At 71.3% G+C, this 18,116-nt stretch carries 18 protein-coding genes; 5 read left to right on the top strand and 13 right to left on the bottom strand.

Features of this window, described 5'->3' with window-relative positions:
- Positions 1-36: 36 nt before the first annotated feature.
- The 3 genes from OHN74_RS11105 to glnA form a co-directional block, all read right to left on the bottom strand.
- Positions 37-1,467 (bottom strand): hypothetical protein, encoded by a 1,431-nt coding sequence (locus tag OHN74_RS11105; protein ID WP_327694383.1) that lies wholly within the window; start codon positions 1,465-1,467, stop codon positions 37-39.
- 14 nt (positions 1,468-1,481) lie between these two features.
- Positions 1,482-1,739 (bottom strand): SCO2583/SCO2584 N-terminal domain-containing protein, encoded by a 258-nt coding sequence (locus tag OHN74_RS11100; RefSeq protein ID WP_327694382.1) that lies wholly within the window; start codon positions 1,737-1,739, stop codon positions 1,482-1,484.
- Between the two features lie 170 nt (positions 1,740-1,909).
- The gene (gene glnA, locus OHN74_RS11095) at positions 1,910-3,319 is read right to left on the bottom strand and encodes a type I glutamate--ammonia ligase (RefSeq protein ID WP_327694381.1); all 1,410 of its coding nucleotides are present in this window, start codon (positions 3,317-3,319) and stop codon (positions 1,910-1,912) included.
- 197 nt (positions 3,320-3,516) lie between these two features.
- Between glnA and OHN74_RS11090 the strand changes: the two genes are divergently transcribed.
- Entirely contained in the window at positions 3,517-3,984 is a 468-nt protein-coding gene (locus tag OHN74_RS11090; protein ID WP_327694380.1) for an RDD family protein, read from the top strand.
- A gap of 120 nt (positions 3,985-4,104) precedes the next feature.
- On the opposite strand, the gene OHN74_RS11085 is transcribed toward OHN74_RS11090, so the two are convergent.
- The 4 genes from OHN74_RS11085 to lipB all read right to left on the bottom strand — a co-directional run bounded on the left by OHN74_RS11085 (position 4,105) and on the right by lipB (position 7,335).
- The gene (locus tag OHN74_RS11085; RefSeq protein ID WP_327694379.1) at positions 4,105-4,803 is read right to left on the bottom strand and encodes a DUF4191 domain-containing protein; all 699 of its coding nucleotides are present in this window, start codon (positions 4,801-4,803) and stop codon (positions 4,105-4,107) included.
- An 80-nt stretch (positions 4,804-4,883) separates the two neighbouring features.
- Positions 4,884-5,084, bottom strand: coding sequence for an SCO2195 family GlnR-regulated protein (locus OHN74_RS11080; protein ID WP_327694378.1), 201 nt, complete (start codon positions 5,082-5,084; stop codon positions 4,884-4,886).
- 302 nt (positions 5,085-5,386) lie between these two features.
- Positions 5,387-6,352 (bottom strand): lipoyl synthase, encoded by a 966-nt coding sequence (lipA, locus tag OHN74_RS11075; protein ID WP_327694376.1) that lies wholly within the window; start codon positions 6,350-6,352, stop codon positions 5,387-5,389.
- Between the two features lie 197 nt (positions 6,353-6,549).
- Positions 6,550-7,335: a lipoyl(octanoyl) transferase LipB gene (gene lipB / locus OHN74_RS11070; protein ID WP_327700073.1), complete on the bottom strand. Its 786-nt coding sequence runs from the start codon at positions 7,333-7,335 to the stop codon at positions 6,550-6,552.
- Between the two features lie 284 nt (positions 7,336-7,619).
- Here lipB and OHN74_RS11065 point away from each other — a divergent pair, with 284 nt between their 5' ends.
- Complete coding sequence (locus OHN74_RS11065) at positions 7,620-9,059, top strand: regulator (RefSeq protein WP_327694375.1); 1,440 nt, start codon at positions 7,620-7,622, stop codon at positions 9,057-9,059.
- 1 nt (position 9,060) lies between these two features.
- Here the strand turns inward: OHN74_RS11065 and OHN74_RS11060 are convergent, their stop codons facing one another.
- The gene (locus tag OHN74_RS11060) at positions 9,061-10,488 is read right to left on the bottom strand and encodes an NAD(P)/FAD-dependent oxidoreductase (protein WP_327694374.1); all 1,428 of its coding nucleotides are present in this window, start codon (positions 10,486-10,488) and stop codon (positions 9,061-9,063) included.
- 198 nt (positions 10,489-10,686) lie between these two features.
- Positions 10,687-11,586: a TIGR01777 family oxidoreductase gene (locus OHN74_RS11055; RefSeq protein ID WP_327694373.1), complete on the bottom strand. Its 900-nt coding sequence runs from the start codon at positions 11,584-11,586 to the stop codon at positions 10,687-10,689.
- A 62-nt stretch (positions 11,587-11,648) separates the two neighbouring features.
- Here OHN74_RS11055 and OHN74_RS11050 point away from each other — a divergent pair, with 62 nt between their 5' ends.
- Complete coding sequence (locus OHN74_RS11050; protein WP_443060367.1) at positions 11,649-12,206, top strand: GNAT family N-acetyltransferase; 558 nt, start codon at positions 11,649-11,651, stop codon at positions 12,204-12,206.
- Positions 12,207-12,224: 18 nt separating this feature from the next.
- Here OHN74_RS11050 and OHN74_RS11045 read toward each other — a convergent pair whose 3' ends face one another.
- On the bottom strand, positions 12,225-13,409 hold the full coding sequence (locus tag OHN74_RS11045) for a MarP family serine protease (RefSeq protein WP_327694371.1): 1,185 nt from the start codon (positions 13,407-13,409) through the stop codon (positions 12,225-12,227).
- 232 nt (positions 13,410-13,641) lie between these two features.
- Between OHN74_RS11045 and OHN74_RS11040 the strand changes: the two genes are divergently transcribed.
- On the top strand, positions 13,642-14,418 hold the full coding sequence (locus OHN74_RS11040) for a peptidoglycan recognition protein family protein (RefSeq protein WP_327694370.1): 777 nt from the start codon (positions 13,642-13,644) through the stop codon (positions 14,416-14,418).
- Between the two features lie 110 nt (positions 14,419-14,528).
- Positions 14,529-14,792: a hypothetical protein gene (locus tag OHN74_RS11035; protein ID WP_327694369.1), complete on the top strand. Its 264-nt coding sequence runs from the start codon at positions 14,529-14,531 to the stop codon at positions 14,790-14,792.
- 11 nt (positions 14,793-14,803) lie between these two features.
- Here OHN74_RS11035 and OHN74_RS11030 read toward each other — a convergent pair whose 3' ends face one another.
- From OHN74_RS11030 to OHN74_RS11020, 3 genes are all read right to left on the bottom strand, one after another.
- A complete protein-coding gene (locus OHN74_RS11030) occupies positions 14,804-15,328 on the bottom strand; it encodes a DUF4240 domain-containing protein (protein ID WP_327700072.1) in 525 nt (174 codons plus the stop codon).
- Positions 15,329-15,421: 93 nt separating this feature from the next.
- On the bottom strand, positions 15,422-16,642 hold the full coding sequence (locus tag OHN74_RS11025) for an RNA-guided endonuclease InsQ/TnpB family protein (protein WP_327694368.1): 1,221 nt from the start codon (positions 16,640-16,642) through the stop codon (positions 15,422-15,424).
- A 260-nt stretch (positions 16,643-16,902) separates the two neighbouring features.
- Entirely contained in the window at positions 16,903-17,922 is a 1,020-nt protein-coding gene (locus OHN74_RS11020; protein ID WP_327694367.1) for a helix-turn-helix transcriptional regulator, read from the bottom strand.
- Between the last annotated feature and the right edge of the window lie 194 nt (positions 17,923-18,116).

Raw genomic sequence — 18,116 nt, 5'->3', positions numbered from 1 at the left:
TGAAGCGGTCGCGATCGGTCCTGGGCCCGGCAAAGCTCAGCGGTTGACGCCGGCCTCCCACATCAGCGTCCTCAGCGCGGACTCACCGAGCAGGTGCTGCGCCCGGCCGAGCAGTTCGCCCACCTCCGCCGACCCTCGCGGCGCATCCGGAGCCGGAGTCCAGCTGCGCACCGAGTGCGCGGCCCGGCCCCGCAGCCGGACGTCCGGATCGTCGAGCAGCGCGACCGCCGCCCGCAGCCGTGCCGTCCCGCCGTGCGCGTCCAGCAGCCGGAACGCGGCCACCCGCGCATGTCGTGGCGACCCGTCGCCCAGCCGCTCCGCCAGCCGGTCGGTGTCCAGCGACCGTGCGAAGGGCAGAAGCGCCAGGGTCACCTCCCGCACCACACCGGGCTCCGGGTCGTCGAGCAGCGCCCGCAGCCGTCGTACGTCGGTCACGTCCAGCGTGCGCAGACCCGCCACCGCCCGCGCCCGCACCCCGGGGGCGGGATGGCCGAGCAGCGGCCACAGCAGCTCCGCGTCGGCGCGCTCCCCGCACTCCGCCAGCCCGGCGACCGCACCGGGGGACAGTGCCGGATCACCCGGCGTGGCACACCGGTGCCGGTACCAGGCCCGCGGATCACCCCCGGACTGCCGTACGACATACCGTGCACAGGCCCGCACCAGCGCCGACCGGTCGCCGAGGAACCCCTCCGTCCGTTCTCCCTGCCCGGCCCGCCGCAGCGCGGTCACCCCGGCGGACCGCACCCGGGGCCCGCGCGCGCCGAGCAGCGCGTCGAGCACCCCGCCGTCCACAGCGCCCGCCGCATCGCTGTCCGGCACTGCGGCCAAGGCGGCCTCGGCACAGAGGTTCTGGACGACGGGGTCGGTGTCGTGGGCGGCGGCGCGGGCGAGTTCGGCGGGGGAGAAGTGCCGTTCGTCGACTGCCAGACGGTATGCGTACCGGCGTACGGCGCGGTCGGTGAACAGCGGCACGAGTCGCTCGCGGGGCGACCGGCGCAGCACCTCGTCGAGCAGATCGACGGCGAAGACACCCCGGTCGCGTCGAGCGCCGAGCAGGATCAGCGGCGCGAGGCGGACGGCCGCGTCCAGGTCGAGGACCGCCCGCAGCACCTCCCGGGCACGCTCCCGCACGGGAAGCACCCAGTCGGCGGTGCGGACGACGACCAGCGGCCACAGCCCGGGACACCGCACCGCCTGACCGAGAGCCGCCGCACGCACCCGCCCGTCGCGGTGGCACAGGGCGAGCGCGAGACGGGCCTCGGGGAGTCCGGACGGCCGGGGGAGTCGGCTCTCGACCTCGCCGAGGGTCGGCAGCAGCTCCGGCGGAAGCCAGTGGGACCAGGACCGGGTGCCCGCGTCCAGCGCGAGCCAGTCCATCGGGTCCCCGGCATCGAGCACGTCCGACAGCGCGGCCCCCTCGGCCAGCCGTCGAGCCGCCGCTTCGCCGCCTCTGATGTCCTCGCGCATGCCCGTCCCGCTCCCTAGTACGGAGCCCGGAAGTTCGCGTACCCCAGAAGCAGGATCACCGCGGCCACACACCCCAGTACGACCGCCGTCGACACCCACGACGACCGACGCGGTCCCCTGTAGTCGGGCTCCCCTCGGAACGGCACCGGTTCCGGCGGGTTCTCCTTCCACCGCGCGGCCAGCATCCGGGCCCGTGCGGAGGGCTCCTTGTGCTCGGCGTTGTCGGCCCATCTGACGTCGAACTCCCGCTCCACGTCGTCCTGTTCGGACATCCCCGTTCCCTCTCCCCTACCTGACTCGAACAACCGTCTGAACAATAGACAAGGATGATCCCTTGACTGTGGCCGGTCTGTGAAGCGGGAAAAGGTATCGATCAGCCCAAACACACGGCAGGGCCGCCCCCTCGCGGGGACGGCCCTGAAGTGCTGGTGAAGCGGGTGGATCACACGTCGAAGTACAGCTCGAACTCGTGCGGGTGCGGACGCAGCTGGATCGGCGCGATCTCGTTCGTGCGCTTGAAGTCGATCCACGTCTCGATCAGGTCCGGCGTGAACACGTCGCCCTGGAGGAGGAACTCGTGGTCGCGCTCGAGCGAGTCGAGGACGGCCGGGAGGGACGTCGGGACCTGCGCCACGCTCGCGTGCTCCTCGGGAGCCAGCTCGTACAGGTCCTTGTCGATCGGCTCGGCCGGCTCGATCTTGTTCTTGATGCCGTCCAGACCGGCCAGCAGCAGCGCGGAGAAGGCGAGGTACGGGTTGCCGGAGGAGTCGGGCGCGCGGAACTCGACGCGCTTCGCCTTCGGGTTGGAGCCCGTGATCGGGATACGCATGGCCGCGGAGCGGTTGCGCTGCGAGTACACCAGGTTGATCGGCGCCTCGAAGCCCGGGACCAGACGGTGGTACGAGTTCACCGTCGGGTTGGTGAAGGCGAGCAGCGACGGCGCGTGCTTGAGGATGCCGCCGATGTAGTAGCGGGCGATGTCCGACAGGCCCGCGTAACCGGCCTCGTCGTAGAAGAGCGGCGAGCCGCCCGTCCACAGCGACTGGTGCACGTGCATGCCCGAGCCGTTGTCACCGAAGATCGGCTTCGGCATGAAGGTCGCGGTCTTGCCGTTGCGCCAGGCCACGTTCTTCACGATGTACTTGAAGAGCTGGAGGTCGTCGGCCGCGGCGAGCAGCGTGTTGAACTTGTAGTTGATCTCGGCCTGGCCGGCGGTGCCCACCTCGTGGTGCTGGCGCTCGACCTGGAGGCCGGAGTTGGCCAGCTCCAGGGAGATCTCGGCACGCAGGTCGGCGAAGTGGTCGACCGGCGGGGTCGGGAAGTAACCGCCCTTGTAGCGGACCTTGTAACCACGGTTGTTCTCGACCGCACCGGTGTTCCAGGCGCCGGCCTCGGAGTCGATGTGGTAGAAGGACTCGTTCGCGCCGGTCGCGAAGCGCACACTGTCGAACACGTAGAACTCGGCCTCGGGACCGAAGTACGCGGTGTCCGCGATACCGGTCGACGCCAGGTACGCCTCCGCCTTCTTGGCCACGTTGCGCGGGTCACGGGAGTACTGCTCGCCCGTGATCGGGTCGTGGATGAAGAAGTTGATGTTGACCGTCTTGTCACGGCGGAACGGGTCGACCCGCGCCGTGGACAGGTCGGCGCGGAGCGCCATGTCGGACTCGTGGATGGCCTGGAAGCCGCGGATCGAGGAGCCGTCGAAGGCAAGTTCCTCGTCCGGGTCGAAGGCCGTCGCCGGCAGCGTGAAGTGCTGCATCACACCCGGCAGGTCGCAGAAGCGGACGTCGATGAACTTGACGTCCTCGTCCGCGATGTACTTCTTGGCCTCGTCGGCGTTCTGGAACATCCAGCTCCTCCTACTCCCGGCCGTCCGTGCCGGGGTGGTAGTTCGTTCGTGCGGCCAGTGCGGTGGCACACGTTGGATCCGACCTTAGGGACAGGTGATTTCTCAGGCATGACCCATTTGTTTCGACCAAGTTAACCGGACCCGGGCCGGGCGACCCACCTGTGGGTATCGAAATTCACGCGCAGTACGGTGGTCGGGTGGACAACAGGGACGCAATCGGATCGTGGCTCTCCGGACCTCGCGCAGCCGCGGAGGAAGCCGGTGTCGACTTCGGATACCGCGGCGAACAGCTCGGTCTGCCCGAGGAGGGCCCCGGCTCGATCGCCCGCCCGGGCCGCCGGCTCGGCGCCCTGGCCGTCGACTGGGGCCTGTGCCTCTTGATCGCATACGGCCTCATCACGGACAGCTACAACGAGGCGGCGCAGGTCTGGGCGCCGCTCATTCTCCTCGCGCTGCTCCTGCTCACGCTGGGCACGCTCGGCTACACCCCGGGCAAGCGGCTTTTCGGCCTGCGGGTGGTCGCCCTGGACACCGGCCGCGTCAGTCCTCCGCGCGCCGCGCTGCGCACGGTCCTGTTCTTCCTCGCCCTGCCGCCCCTGATCTGGGACCGCGACGGCCGCGGCCTGCACGACCGGCTGGCCCGCACCGTGGAAGTACGCATCTAGCGCGTCCGTCCCCGGCGTGGCACGGCGCGGCACGGCGTACGACGATGGGGGCGCCCGGAGTGATCCGGGCGCCCCCATCGTCGTACGAGGTTGCTTGGTCGTCGTGCGCGGTCGCTCGCGTCAGCGCATCTTGCCGCCGCGCGGCATGCGCGTCCCCTTGGGCATCGGGCCCTTCGGCACCGGCATGTTGCTCATCAGGTCGCCCATCGCGCGCAACCGGTCGTTGGTGGCGGTCACCTGGGGGCCGGCGAGAACGCGGGGCAGCTTCAGCATGGTCGTGCGGAGCTTCTTCAGCTCGATCTGGCCCTCACCCGTGCCGACCAGCAGATCGTGCACCGGGACGTCCGCGACGATGCGGGCCATCTTCCGCTTCTCGGCGGCCAGCAGGCTCTTCACCCGGTTCGGGTTGCCCTCGGCGACCAGCACGATTCCGGCCTTGCCGACCGCGCGGTGCACCACGTCCTGGCTGCGGTTCATCGCCACCGCCGGAGTCGTCGTCCAGCCTCGGCCGATGTTGTCCAGCACGGCCGCAGCGGCACCCGGCTGACCTTCCATCTGCCCGAAGGCGGCCCGCTCGGCCCGGCGCCCGAACACGATCGCCGTCGCGAGGAAGGCGAGCAGGAGGCCGAGAACGCCGAGATAGATCGGGTGACCGATCAAGAAGCCGATCGCAAGGAAGACACCGAGGGTGAGAATTCCGACAGCCGCGAGTACAAGACCGATCATCTTGTCGGCCTTGCGGGTCATCTTGTACGTCAGGGCGATCTGCTTGAGTCGCCCGGGGTTCGCGGCGTCCGCCGCGGTTTCCTTCCTCGCCATGCCGTGAAGTCTACGTGGCCTGGGAAGCGCCGACGACGGCGGTGTCGCCGGGAGACGGCCGGGAGGTGTGGAAGCGGTGGTCAGGAGTAGGTGGCCAGGGCCTGTTCGAGGACGCGCTGCGCCTCGACCCGGTCCTTGGCGCGGCGACGGTCCTCCTGGACGGAGGTCCAGGCGTTCTGGCGGGCGGTGCGCTGGCCGCTGTTCATGAGCAACGACTCGACTGCGCGCAGTGCTTCGGTGAACGACGGAATGGGTGTGGCACGGACGGGCGCGGTCTGCATGGTGGAGGTCCCCCCTCGGGACGGCTCTGGGTAGGCGTGCACATCGTGTGAAGCCAGGCTCACTGATTGGTGTTACCAGGGCGTGACCTGCCGGTCAAACACCGATGAAGCACTGATACGGAAGGCGAAAACGCCGATGCGGCCCTGACGTATGCCCTCAACTGGGAGGACGGTCAAGACCGCACGGAATCGGCCGTTACTGGTGGGTAGTCACTTGTGCGCGAATTCACACGTCTGCTGCACCCTTGTCGGGCAGGAAAGGTGACGGTGCGTCAGGCGCCGTACCGGGACCTGGGTCCCGCTCAGACCGCCTGCGAGGCGATGTACGAACCACGCTTCTCGACGGCCATCTGGTAGAGGCGGCCGGCGCGGTACGAGGAACGCACCAGCGGGCCGGACATGACCCCGGAGAAGCCGATCTGCTCGGCCTCCTCCTTCAGCTCGACGAACTCGTGCGGCTTGACCCAGCGCTCGACGGGGTGGTGCCGGACGGTCGGTCGCAGGTACTGCGTGATGGTGATCAGCTCGCAGCCGGCCTCGTGCAACTGCCGGAGCGCCTCGCTGACCTCCTCGCGGGTCTCGCCCATGCCGAGGATCAGGTTCGACTTCGTGACCAGACCGTAGTCACGGGCGTCGGTGATGACCTTGAGCGAGCGGTCGTAGCGGAAGCCGGGGCGGATGCGCTTGAAGATGCGGGGGACCGTCTCGACGTTGTGCGCGAAGACCTCGGGCCGGGAGGAGAAGACCTCGGCCAGCAGCTCCGGTACGGCGTTGAAGTCGGGCGCGAGCAGCTCGACCTTGGTGCGGCCTTCTTCCCGTCCCTCGGTCTGCTGGTGGATCTGGCGCACGGTCTCCGCGTACAGCCAGGCGCCGCCGTCCTCCAGGTCGTCGCGGGCGACGCCGGTGATGGTGGCGTAGTTGAGGTCCATCGTGACCACGGACTCGCCGACGCGGCGGGGCTCGTCGCGGTCGAGCGCCTCGGGCTTGCCGGTGTCGATCTGGCAGAAGTCGCAGCGTCGGGTGCACTGGTCGCCGCCGATGAGGAAGGTGGCCTCGCGGTCCTCCCAGCACTCGTAGATGTTGGGACAGCCGGCTTCCTGGCAGACGGTGTGCAGGCCCTCGCTCTTCACGAGGTTCTGCATCTTCGTGTACTCGGGACCCATTTTCGCCCGGGTCTTGATCCACTCGGGCTTGCGCTCGATGGGGGTCTGGGCGTTCCGGACCTCCAGGCGCAGCATCTTGCGTCCGTCGGGTGCGACTGCGGACACGATGGCTCCCTGTAGCTTCGATTCTTCGGCGTACACCAGGGTACGCCCGTGCGCTTCCCGCCCTACGAGGTGGGCAACCTTCGGGACCGGGGGTGCATTCCCGTTCAGCCCGTCCGGCGTTTGAGGACGAGGCCCCTTCAGGGCCGAAGAGGGGGTCTGGGGACGCAGCCCCCAGGGGCGGTACGGGGGCGGCCCGGTTACGCCGAAGCCCCCTCGACCACCCTCGCCCGCAGCTCCGCGCCCTCCAGTACCTCCCGCAAGTGCCGCTCCACCACCGGCAGAACCTCCCCCACCGTCACATCCCGCCCCAGCTCGTTCGCGAGCGACGTGACCCCCGCATCCCGGATCCCGCACGGGATGATCCGGTCGAACCAGACGTTGTCCGGGTTCACGTTCAGCGAGAAGCCGTGCATCGTGACCCCCTTCGCCACCCGGATCCCGATCGCCGCCAGCTTGCGGTCCTCCCGGCGCTGCCCGGCGTTCGACGGCGCGTACTCCGGCCCGTTCAGCCGGGGGTCGAACTCGTCGTCCGTCAGGCGAGGGTCCAGATCCAGCGAGAGACCCCCGAGCACGGCGGGCCGCTGCTCCACCGGATCGCCCAGTACCCACACCCCGCTGCGCCCCTCCACCCGGGACGTCTCCACCCCGAACTCCGCACAGGTACGGATCAGCGCGTCCTCCAGCCGTCGTACATGCGCCACGACGTCCACCGGACGCGGCAGCTTCTGGATGGGGTAGCCGACCAGCTGGCCCGGACCGTGCCAGGTGATCTTGCCGCCGCGGTCCACGTCGATGACCGGAGTGCCGTCGAGGGGGCGCTCGCTCGGGTCGGTGCGCCGGCCGGCCGTATAGACCGGGTGGTGTTCGAGGAGCAGGCAGGTGTCGGGGACCTCGTCCGCGAAACGGGCCGCGTGCACCCGGCGCTGCTCGTCCCAGGCCACCTGGTAGTCGACGTACTCGACGCCGTCGGCACCGAATCCCATCCGGACGAACCGCAACTCACCACTCACGGGGGCGCCTCCCTGGCTGTTTCCGCAACTTCCCAGCAGCTGTGCGTCAGGCACGTAATGCGCCCAAGCCACTGTACGTCCGGTCGATCCCCGTCAGTCCGACGCCCGATTCTCACACGATCGGATGAATGTACGGCGGAATGTGCGATCGGCTGCTTACGCTCCGCTACATTCGCGCCGTTCACGAGGCCAAATAGGGCTGCTCACCAGCAATCCGGGCACATCAGAGGGCCCGAAGGCAGGAGACCGCACCGCAGATGACGGAACGACCCGCGCAGCGCACGCCCAATCGACAGCTCGCCGCGCTCATCGCAGAAGCGGGATTCTCCAACGCAGGTCTGGCCCGCCGGGTCGACCAGCTCGGTCTCGAACACGGCCTTGATCTGAGATACGACAAGACATCGGTGACCCGCTGGCTGCGAGGGCAGCAGCCGCGCGGCACCACCCCCGCGCTCATCGCCGAGGTGTTCACCAGGCGCCTCGGACGACGGCTCACCGCCCAGGACCTCGGGCTCGACGCCTGCGCGCCCGTCTACGCGGGGCTGGAGTTCGCGGCCACCCCCGAGGAGGCCGTCGACATCGTCAGCGGGCTGTGGCGCAAGGACTCCGGCAGCCATGCCGAGCTGCGCAAGATCGCCTTCACCCCGGCCGGACTCGTCGTGCCCAGCCGGGACTGGCTGATCGGCCGGCCCGACGACCGGGTCGGCCGCGGCGACCAGCCCGTCGTCAGGGTGCCCGTACAGGGGCGCCCCGGCGTGCCCCGGCAGCGCGGCCAGGCCGAACGCGGGCCCGGGCAGAAGGTCACCGGAGGTGACATCGCCGCGCTCCGCTCGGTCGGCGAGCTGTTCCGCACCCTCGACGACGCCTACGGGGGCGGCCACGCCAGGCAGGCCCTCGTCCGCTACCTGGAACACGAGACCGAACCCATGCTGCGCGGCACGTACGGCGAGCAGACGGGCCGCCGGCTGTTCGCGGCGGCCTCCGACCTCACCCGGCTCGCGGGCTGGACGTCGTACGACATCGCGGCGCACGGCCTCGCCCAGCGCTACTTCGTACAGGCGCTGCGGCTCGCGCAGGCGGCGGCGGACCGGGCGTACGGCTCGTACGTGCTGGCCACCATGAGCCGGCAGGCCGTCTATCTCGGGCACGGGCGGGAGGCCGTCCAGCTCGCGCGGGTGGCCCAGCAGGGCGTCGGCACCACCGCGCCGCCCGTCGTCCAGTCACTGCTGCACGCCTGCGAGGCGCGGGCCCATGGGGTGCTGGGCGAGGTCCGGGCCTGCACCGCCTCCCTCGTACGGGCCGAGCGCGCCCTCGAAGCGGCCCGGCCCGGCGACGAAGTCCCGCACTGGGCACGGTTCTTCGACGAGGCACAGCTCGCCGACGAGTTCGGCCACTGCCACCGCGACCTCCAGCAGTTCCGCGCCGCCGCCCAGCACGCGGAACGCTCGCTCCAGCTGCGCGCCCCCGCCTTCGCCCGCAGCCGCCTCTTCTGCCGCGTCGTGCTCGCCTCGGCCCGACTGGGCCTCGGCGAGCTGGACCAGGCCTGTCAGCTGGGCGCCGAGGCGGCCGGCGCGGCCACCGAGATGCGCTCGGTGCGGGCGATCGAGTACGTACGGGACTTCGAGCGGCGCCTGGAGCCCTACAAGGACGCGGCACCGGTCAGGGGGTACCGCGACAGGATCGCCGCGTTCGGATAGCTCACGCGGCTGCCGCTTCCTCCGCTCCGTCGGTTTCCTCCTCCTCCGCCGCTGTCGTCCGCAGGGGCTCCGCCACGTGCATCGGGCCCGCGCCCAGATCCGTCAGGATCGCGGACGCGGCCCGGTGCCCGGAGTGCAGGGCACCCTGGACCGTGCTCGTGTCCCGGTGGTCGCCGCACACGTACAGGCCTGCCAGCAGCCGTACCGGGCGGCGCAGGTCGTGCGGCGGGCGCATCGCGGGCACCGCCTCGGCGGTGTGGTGCACGGCCAGCGTCTCCCAGCGCGCGGTCGACACCCCGTAGAGGCTGGACAGATGGGCCCGTACGGCTGCGTCCACGTCCTGCGGAGGGGTGCCCAGCACGGTCGACGAGATCAGCGGGCGGCCTGCGGGGGACCGGGACGGGTCCACACGGCTGACCACCGCCGTGTGCGCGACCGGGCCCCCGCGATCCGCGTCCAGGAGCAGGTACGCGCCGGTCGCGGGCGCCTCGTCGGCCGTGTGGTGGACGACGGTCACCGGGTGGAACCCGGGTACGCGCAGGCCGGGCAGCAGACCGGCGGCGGCGCGCGCGTCGGTCGCCACCAGGACGGCCCGGCAGCGCAGTTCGCCGTGGTCGGCGGTGGTCACGAGGTTCGTGGCGATGGACGTGACCCGGACCCCGGTGTGCACCGTGCCGGGCGGCAGCGCCCGCGAGAGCAGCTCCGGCAGCGTCTCCGCGCCGCCCTCCGGCACACACAGCCGGCCGCTCGCGAACGCCCGCAGCGCGAGATCCGCGCACCGGCTCGACGTGGTCAGCTCGGGGTCGCAGAGCAGCGCGGCGAGCAGCGGGCGCAGGAAGCCCTCGACGGTGCGGGCGGGCAGACCGCGGTTGGCCAGGGCGTGGGCGGCCGGCAGCTCGGGGCGGGCCAGCAGTCGCTGCACGGGAATCCCGGCGAGGCGGCTCAGCGCGGCGCCCAGCCGGGCCTGGTCGACCGCCCCGCCCACTGCCCCGCCGAGCTGTGCGCCGGTGCGCGCCCTCGCCGATGCCGTCAACCGGGGGGACCTCGCCGTCCTCGGCGGCCTCGGGGCGCTTGCCAGGGCGCGCACAGCGCCGAGTGCGCCCCGTGCGCCCCCTCCGCCCAGCGGGGCGCCCGCGCGGTGCCGGCGTCCGTCGCTGTGCACCAGGACACCCGGTGCGAAGGGCCGCAGGACGAGCGCGTCGAGGCCGGGGGTCAGCCGCAGTTCGGGATACGACGTGGACAGCAGCTGCCCGATCCGGTCGAGCCGGAAACCGTCGACCTTCTCGGTCGCCATCCGGCCGCCGACGTAAGGGGCGGCCTCCAGGACCGCGGTCGTTACTCCTGCGCTGGTCAGCCGATGGGCCGCCGCGAGTCCGGCGACCCCGGCTCCCACGATGACGACGTCCGCCTGGTACGCGGGCTCAAGCACGTGCCCTCCCTCGATCGCGGTGGCGCGGCCGGCCAGGGCACCGTTGCCCCAACAGGCGTACGGGATAAGCGAGTTCGGATCGAGAGTAGGACTGATCGTGGCAGACGGAAGTCGCGCATGAACAGGGCACGGTCGCACACCGGTCGCATACGGTCGCACCCTGTCACCCAGGGTGCGGGCCAGGGGCGCGGAGGAGGATCAGGCCTGCGCCGCCCGGATCGCGTCCTCGATCTCCGGGAACGCGAACGTGAACCCGGACTCCAGCAGCCGCTTCGGCAGCACCCGAGCACTGCCGAGCACGTCCCCCGACATCTCGCCCAGCACCAGCCGCAGCACGGGCGCGGGCACCGTGAACAGCGTCGGCCGCCCCAGCACGCGCCCCATCGCCGCCGTGATCTCGCGATTGGTGAGCGGCTGCGGCGCCGTCAGGTTGAACGCCCCGGACAGCCCGTCGGTGTCGATGAGATGCCGGATCGCCGCCACCTCGTCGTGCAGCGCGATGAACGACCAGTACTGGGAGCCGTCCCCCATCCGTCCGCCCAGGCCCGCCTTGAACAGCGGAAACAGCTTTCCCCAGGCCCCGCCGCCGCGCGCCACCACCAGCCCGGTCCGCACGAAGACCGTCCGTACGCCCGCCTCCTCGGCGGCGCCCGCGGCCCCCTCCCACTCCACGCACACCGACGGCAGGAAGCCGTCCCCCGCGGGGGAGTCCTCGTCCACGGCCCGGTCGCCGGTCTCCCCGTAGTAGCCCATCGCGCTGCCGTTCACGAAGACCCGCGGCGGCTCGTCCAGCGAGGCGACGGCCTCGGCGAGCGTCGCCGTGCCCAGCACACGGCTGTCGCGGATCGTCCGCTTGTACGCGTCCGTCCAGCGCCGGCTCCCGACCCCCGCCCCGGCCAGGTTCACCACAGCGGTACAGCCCGCGAGACCGGCAGCGTCGATCGTCCGGCGTTCGGGGTCCCAGCGGACCTCGTCCTTCGTCCGGGGCGCATGCCGTACCAGGCGGGTGACTTCGTGCCCGTCGGCGGTCAGGGACCGCACCAGGGCCGTACCGATGAGACCGGACGCACCGGCCACCGCGATTCGCGAGCGTTCCATGCCCCCATCCTGCTCCACCTGCCCCGGGCCCGTCGTCGTACCCCCGTTCTAGAGTGATCCCCATGCCGCCCGAACCGCACCGACCGCATCAGCCGTACGACGGACACGAGGGCCAGGGGTCCTCGGCCGGCCACGAGACTTTCGTGCGCGTCGCCCTGGCCGACGACGACGAGGCCCTCGGCAGGCTCGACCGGGCCGCCTGGTCCACCCTGCACTCCGTCACACCCCGGGCCAGACCGCCGTACAAGCCGTTCTTCAACGAGAACTCCGAACCGCAGGACCACCTCGTCGCCGTGACCGGGGACGGCCGGATCGTGGGCTACATCAGGCTCGCCCGGCCCACTCCGCTCGCGTCGAACGCGCACGTCCGGCAGATCCAGGGGCTCGCCGTCGCCGACGAGGCGCGCGGCACGGGCGTCGGGCGGCTGCTGGTCCGGGCCGCCGTGGCCGAGGCCCGCCGCCGGGGCGCCCTGCGTCTCTCGCTGCGCGTCCTGGGGCCCAACACCCCGGCCCGCAGGCTGTACGAGTCGGAGGGCTTCGTCGTCGAGGGCATCCAGCCGGGGGAGTTCCTGCTGGACGGGGAGTACGTGGACGACGTACTCATGGGCCGGACCCTGTAGCGACCCGGGCGCGGGTGGCTACGACGTGACCAGGTCGCCCGTGTCCACCGCAGCCGTCGAGGTCGCCGCGCGTTCGGCGTCGTCGGAGACCTCGTCCACCGTCAGGACGTAACCCGTCTCGTCGTCGGACGTGGAGCGGGCGAAGACCACGCCGAACACCTTGCCGTCGGTGGTGAGGAGCGGGCCGCCGGAGTTGCCCGGGCGGACGGTCGAGCGGATCGAGTAGATCTCGCGGGTCACCGTCTCGCTGTTGTAGATGTTCTGGCCCCTCGCCCGCACCTTGTCGGCGACCGTGGCGGCCTGCAGATTGAGGTCGCCGTCCTGCGGATAGCCCGCGACCACCGCCGAGTCCCCCCGCTTCGCGGCGTCGTCGAAGCGCAGGACGGGCGCGCGCAGATCGGGGACGTACAGCACGGCCACGTCCTTCTCGGGGTCGAAGAGCACCACCCGGGCCTCGTGCGCCGTCCCGACTCCGCCGACCCGGACCGTCGGGTTGTCGATACCCGCCACCACGTGGGCGTTGGTCATCACATGCCGGGCCGCGTACACGAAACCGCTGCCCTCGCGGCCCTGGTTGCCGGCGACACCCTCGATCTTGACCGTGCTCAACTTGGCCGCGTTCGTCGCGCTCGCCGTGACGCTGTCCCCGGTGGGCTTGGCGACACTCGTCGCCGGTTCGTTCTCGAAGGGGTTGAAGACCTGGGGGAAGCCCGCCTGGGTGAGCGCGGACGTGGCCCGTGAGAACCAGGTCGGGGTGGTCTCCGGCATCGCGTCCTGCACCGCGCCGAGCAGCGCCGAGTCCCGGATCGCCGTCGTGACCACCGGTGAGGAGGAGGCGCCCAGGACACTCGCGGCCACCCAGGCCACCATCAGCACGGCGACCGCGTTGGCAACGGCCCCGCCGACCCCGTCGGTGACCCGCAGCGGCCCCCGGTCCAGCTCGCGGCGCAGCCTCAGCGCGAACCTGCCCATCAGTTCGTGGCCCACCACGGCCGGCACCAGCACCGTGAGCACGGCCGTCACCGTCGCCGCGGGCGTCCCCGCCGCCACCAGCTCCATGATCCACGGCAGCACCCACACCCCGATGACGGCGCCGCCCACGAACCCGGCCAGAGACACACAGCCCGCCACCAGGCCACGCCGGTAACCGGACGCCGCATAGCCGACGATCACCAGCAACAGCAGGATGTCGAGCAGGTCCACTCCGGCCGCCTCTCTCCTGGACCCTTCGGTCCCCCGTACACACGCCTCGCATGCGGTAGTACGCGCGGGACGGGCCCGGTGATCAGTCGCCGATCAGTCACCTGCGCGCATCAGACACCTGGACCTGTAAAAACGTCCCGGAACAGGACGTTGGTTCCACCAAGTGGCACACCACACATCGCGGGCGGAACCGTACTGACCAACAGTGAGGCTCATGGGGTCCAAGGGGTCCATGGGTGACTCGCGTGTCCGCCGCGTACCGGGCGCCGCCCGCGTGGTGCTCGCCTGCCTGCCCGGAATCGCCGCCGCCGTCGGACTGGTCCTGTGCGCGGCCGGCGTCGACCGTACGACCTCGCGCCGGGCACACCCGGTCGTGACCCGTCCGGCCGTCTCCCACTCCGCCGCCAAGCCGCGCATCGTGCCCCGTACCGCCTGGATCGCGGACGCCGAACGCGAGCAGCCGCCGCCGCGCTACGACGACCGGGTCGTCGCCGTGTTCATCCACCACACCGACTCGCCCAACGGCTACGACTGCGCCGACGCGCCCCGCATCATCCGCTACCTGTACGTCGGCCAGGTCGACTCCCGCGACTGGGACGACCTCGGCTACAACTTCGTCGTCGACCGCTGCGGCACCGTCTACGAAGGCCGCGCGGGCGGCGTCGACCGCCCCGTCACCGGCGCCCACACCCAGGGCTTCAACCATCGCACCGCCGGCATCGCCGCCCTCGGCACCTTCACCGCGGGCGTGCCCGTGCCGCAGGCCATGACCGACGCGATCGCCGCCCTCGCCGCCTGGAAACTCGGTCTCTCGGGCACCGACCCGCGCGCCGGCGCACGCCTCGTCTCCAGCAACGACCTCAGCCGCTGGGCGTCCGGCACCGCCGTCACCCTGCCCGCCCTGGCGGGCCACAACGCCGGATACATGACGAGCTGCCCCGGCGCCGCCCTCACGGCACGCCTCCCGGCGATCAGACAGATGGCCGCGCGTCTGCAGGGCCGCCGCTGAGCCGAGGACAGCAGCCGACGCGGGCTCACAGGTACACCACAGCGCATTCAACGAGGTGCCCCAACTCCCGGTCCTACCTTCGTCGTACGCACTGACTGGAGGTGGGGATCATGAGCAGCAGCAGTCGTACGAACCCCGTGGAGCGGGCCGACGGCAAGAGGTCTTCCGGCGGCTGGGCCGGGGGTGCGCGGGGTCCGTGGACCGTGCTCTGCGCGGTGGCGACGGTCGTCCTGGGCCCGGCGGCGGTCACGGCATCCGCCCTCGACCAGGCCAACGCGGCCCCCATGCACCATCACCACGCCGTACGGGCCGACCACCCGCAGCAGGCGTACATCCCGTCGGACCCGACGCGCCGCCGCGCCACGGCGGCCTGAGAGGCGGCTCCTCAGCCGCCCTTGAAGCGCTGCCACAGCTTGGGATACCGGTCGGCGAGCGCCCCTTCGTCCGCCAGGGCGATCGGCGTCCCCTCGGGCTCCGCCGACGCGGGCGGAATACCCAGATCAGGGGCGACGGTGCCGGTGAGCTGCTCGTACGCCTCGTCGGCCGCGTAGCCCAACTCCTCGCCGTCCCCGTCGATCTCCGGGTCGAAGTCGTCCAGGAGATCGGCGAGCGAGTCCGGGTCGCCGTGCAGGGCGCCCTCGAACACCTCACGGCCCTGGCCGATCAGCCAGCACCGGAAGAAGTCGAAGGCGTCGTCGTCTGCCCCGTCGATCAGCACGCGGGCGGCGCCCCACAGGTCCCAGCGATAGGCCCGGTTGTAGCGGGCCTCGAAATGCCGGGCGAAGTCGAGGACCGAGTCGGGGTCGAGCTGGAGCAACTGCTCGACCAGCAGGTCGGCCTGATCCTCGGGGTCACCCTCGGCGGCCTCACGGGTCGCGTCCACCAGCTTCCAGAACTCCGTCTCGTCCATCACGGGTCCAGCATCGGCCCTGGAACGGAGGGACGCACGTGGAGATACGCGGATTTGAATCCTCCCCTCCCTGAAGGGGAGGGGATTTCTGGCTCAGGCCGCCTCCTGGAGCAGCGCTCCAGGGGGTCTTCTGCCGTCAGCGCCAGCCGGGTTGAGACCAGCCCGGACGAGCATGACGTGTGCGGAGTTCTTGTCCCGTGGGGACACGTTTCCGCACGTGGTGCAGGTGTAGGTGCGCTCACCCAGCGGCAGTGCGTGCTTGGCTCTCGCATCGCAGTGTGCGCAGTCCATCGTGGTGTGCGCGGGGTGGACGAGGCGGATGTCCCGCCCGTGTTTGCGGCCCATCTCGATCAGAGCGGCCTTGGTGGCCCCGATGGCGGCGTCGGCAGCCTTGCGGGCCATGGTGCTCTTGGCGAGGAACTTGGGGCGGAAGTCCTCGACGGCGATGGCGTCGTGGTCGCGGACGACCTTCTTGGCCCACTTGCGGCCGGTGTCCGCACGCTGCCTGGCGACCTTCTTGTGCGCCTTCGCCCGCAGTTTCTTCGCTTCGCGGTAGCCCTTCGATCCGGGCGGGCCCTTCTTCGGTTTACGGCGGGCCATCATCCGGTCGTACCGGGTCAGCTTCTCCTTCGCCTTCTTGCCGTGCCCGGCGTGCGGCAGGTCGTGGGTATCGGAGGTGGTGGTCGCGGTCTCCTTCACGCCCCAGTCGACGCCGAGGACGTGTCCGGTCTCCGGCAGGGGCTGGACCTGGGCGGGCACGACGAACGAGCCGTACCAGTGGCCGAGGCTGTCCTGGTAGACGCGCACTGAGGACGGCTCGGCCGGCAGTTCCCGTGACCACACCACCGCCAGGACGATGCCGCCCGCCAGGTGCAGTCGGCCGGCCTTCAACCGGAAGCCACGTTTGGTGTAGTTGAGGGTCGTCAGCGCCTCGTGCTTCTTCTTGTAGGTGGGCATACCCGCGCGGCGTGCCATGGGCAGGCGCTCTTTGATGTCCTTGTGCGCCTTGGCTCGGGAGCGGCCGACGTCACGGATGACCTGCTGCTGGACAACGGACGAGCCCTCACGCAGCCACGGTGTACGGGCGCGGGCTTCGGTCAGCATCCTGTCGAGCTGAGCCGGACCGCACGTGGCCTTCTGGCCGGTGGCCTTGTTGTGCAGATGCACGGCCCTGGACTTGGCAGCACATTCGTTCCACACCCACCGGCATCGGTCCCACTCCGCCGCCAGAGCGGCGCCAGCAGAACACGACACGCGCAACCGGTAGGTGTAGCGGGCATGCCCCACCTCCGCAGCCGCCCTCACCTGCGCCATCTCGCCCTCTCACGCTCCCCGGCCGGGACACCGTGCCGTCCTGAACCCCCTGAAGGACCATACGTACGACAGCCGCACAAACAGACCCCGATCCCCCAGCCTCACCCCGACCAGCGATCACAGGAACATACGTTCGCGTCGCCTCGATGGGGGGCCAACATCACGACACCCGGATGCGATTCCTCCCCGGCGTGAACGCCAGGGCCTCCTTGAGGGAAAACAGGGGAAAACAGGTGATGGGGTGTACAGGCCCGCGGGCCTCAAGGCGAGGCGGAGTACATCGCCCCCAGCCGCCGCGCGTCCCGCGCGAACCGCGCCCGCAGTTCCGGCGGCGCCAGCACCTCCGCCTCCGGCCCGAGCGCGGACAGCTGCGTATGGGCGACCTCCGCCGACTCCACGGCGAGCGTCACGGTGACCCGGCCCCGCTCGTCGGGCTCGCCGCCGGCCGACAGCGCGTCCCGGGCGGACGCGGGATCGACGGTGTACGGCAGCCTGCGCGCCCCCTCCGCCGAAAGCCGTACGACGACCTCGGCGCACAGGATCGACCGCGCGAACTGCTCCGCCCGCTCCTCCCAGAACGCGGGCAGGTCGAAGCCGGCGTCGCGTGTGAAGCGTTCGCCGGGGCCCCGGCGGCCGGAGATCTGGACGGAGGTGAACCGGTCGACGCGGTACACCCGGAAGGACCCGGGCCCGGGACCCGCGTGTTCCGCCACCCGGGCGCACAGATACCAGACGCCCGCCTTGAGAACGAGCCCGTACGGCTCCAGCTCCCGCTCCACGTCGGTGCCCCCAGGGCCGCCGCGCCGATAGCGGGCCAGGACCGGCCGGTCCTCCCACACCGCCTCCGCGACGGCGGACAGCGACTCGGGAGTCGAAGGCTCGCTGAACCAGGCGGGCGCGTCCAGATGGAAGCGCTGGGCGGCTGTGCGGGGGGCGTCGCCGAGGGAGGGCAGGAGGGCGGCGGACACCTTGAGGCGGGCCGCCGAGGCGGCGTCCTCCAGCCCCATCTCGCGCAGGGCGCCCGGTACTCCGCTCAGGAACAGTGCCTCGGCCTCGCCGCGGGCCAGTCCGGTGAGGCGGGTACGGTATCCGCCGATCAGCCGGTATCCGCCGGCCCGCCCCCGGTCGGCGTACACGGGCACGCCCGCCTCGGACAGGGCCTGCGCGTCCCGGGTGACGGTGCGCTCGGACACCTCCAGCTCCCGGGCCAGCTCGGCGGCGGTCATGGAGGGCCTGGACTGGAGCAGCAGCACCATTTTGATGAGGCGGGCAGCACGCATGGGTTCATGATGCCTGGGGGTGCGGGGAGGGATTCCTCGCCCCCGCCGCCCCTACCCATCCCATCCCGTTCCTGGGGGCTGCGCCCCCAGGCCCCCCACCGGCCCTGAACGGGCCTTGTCCTCAACCGCCGGACGGGCTGGAAGTGCCGGCCGGCACAAAGAGGTCCAACGGTGCCTGGCGAACGGGCCGAGAC

This window comes from Streptomyces sp. NBC_00459 (genome assembly GCF_036013955.1).
GTDB lineage: Bacteria > Actinomycetota > Actinomycetes > Streptomycetales > Streptomycetaceae > Streptomyces.
This window is presented reverse-complemented; position numbering and strand designations above follow the sequence as displayed.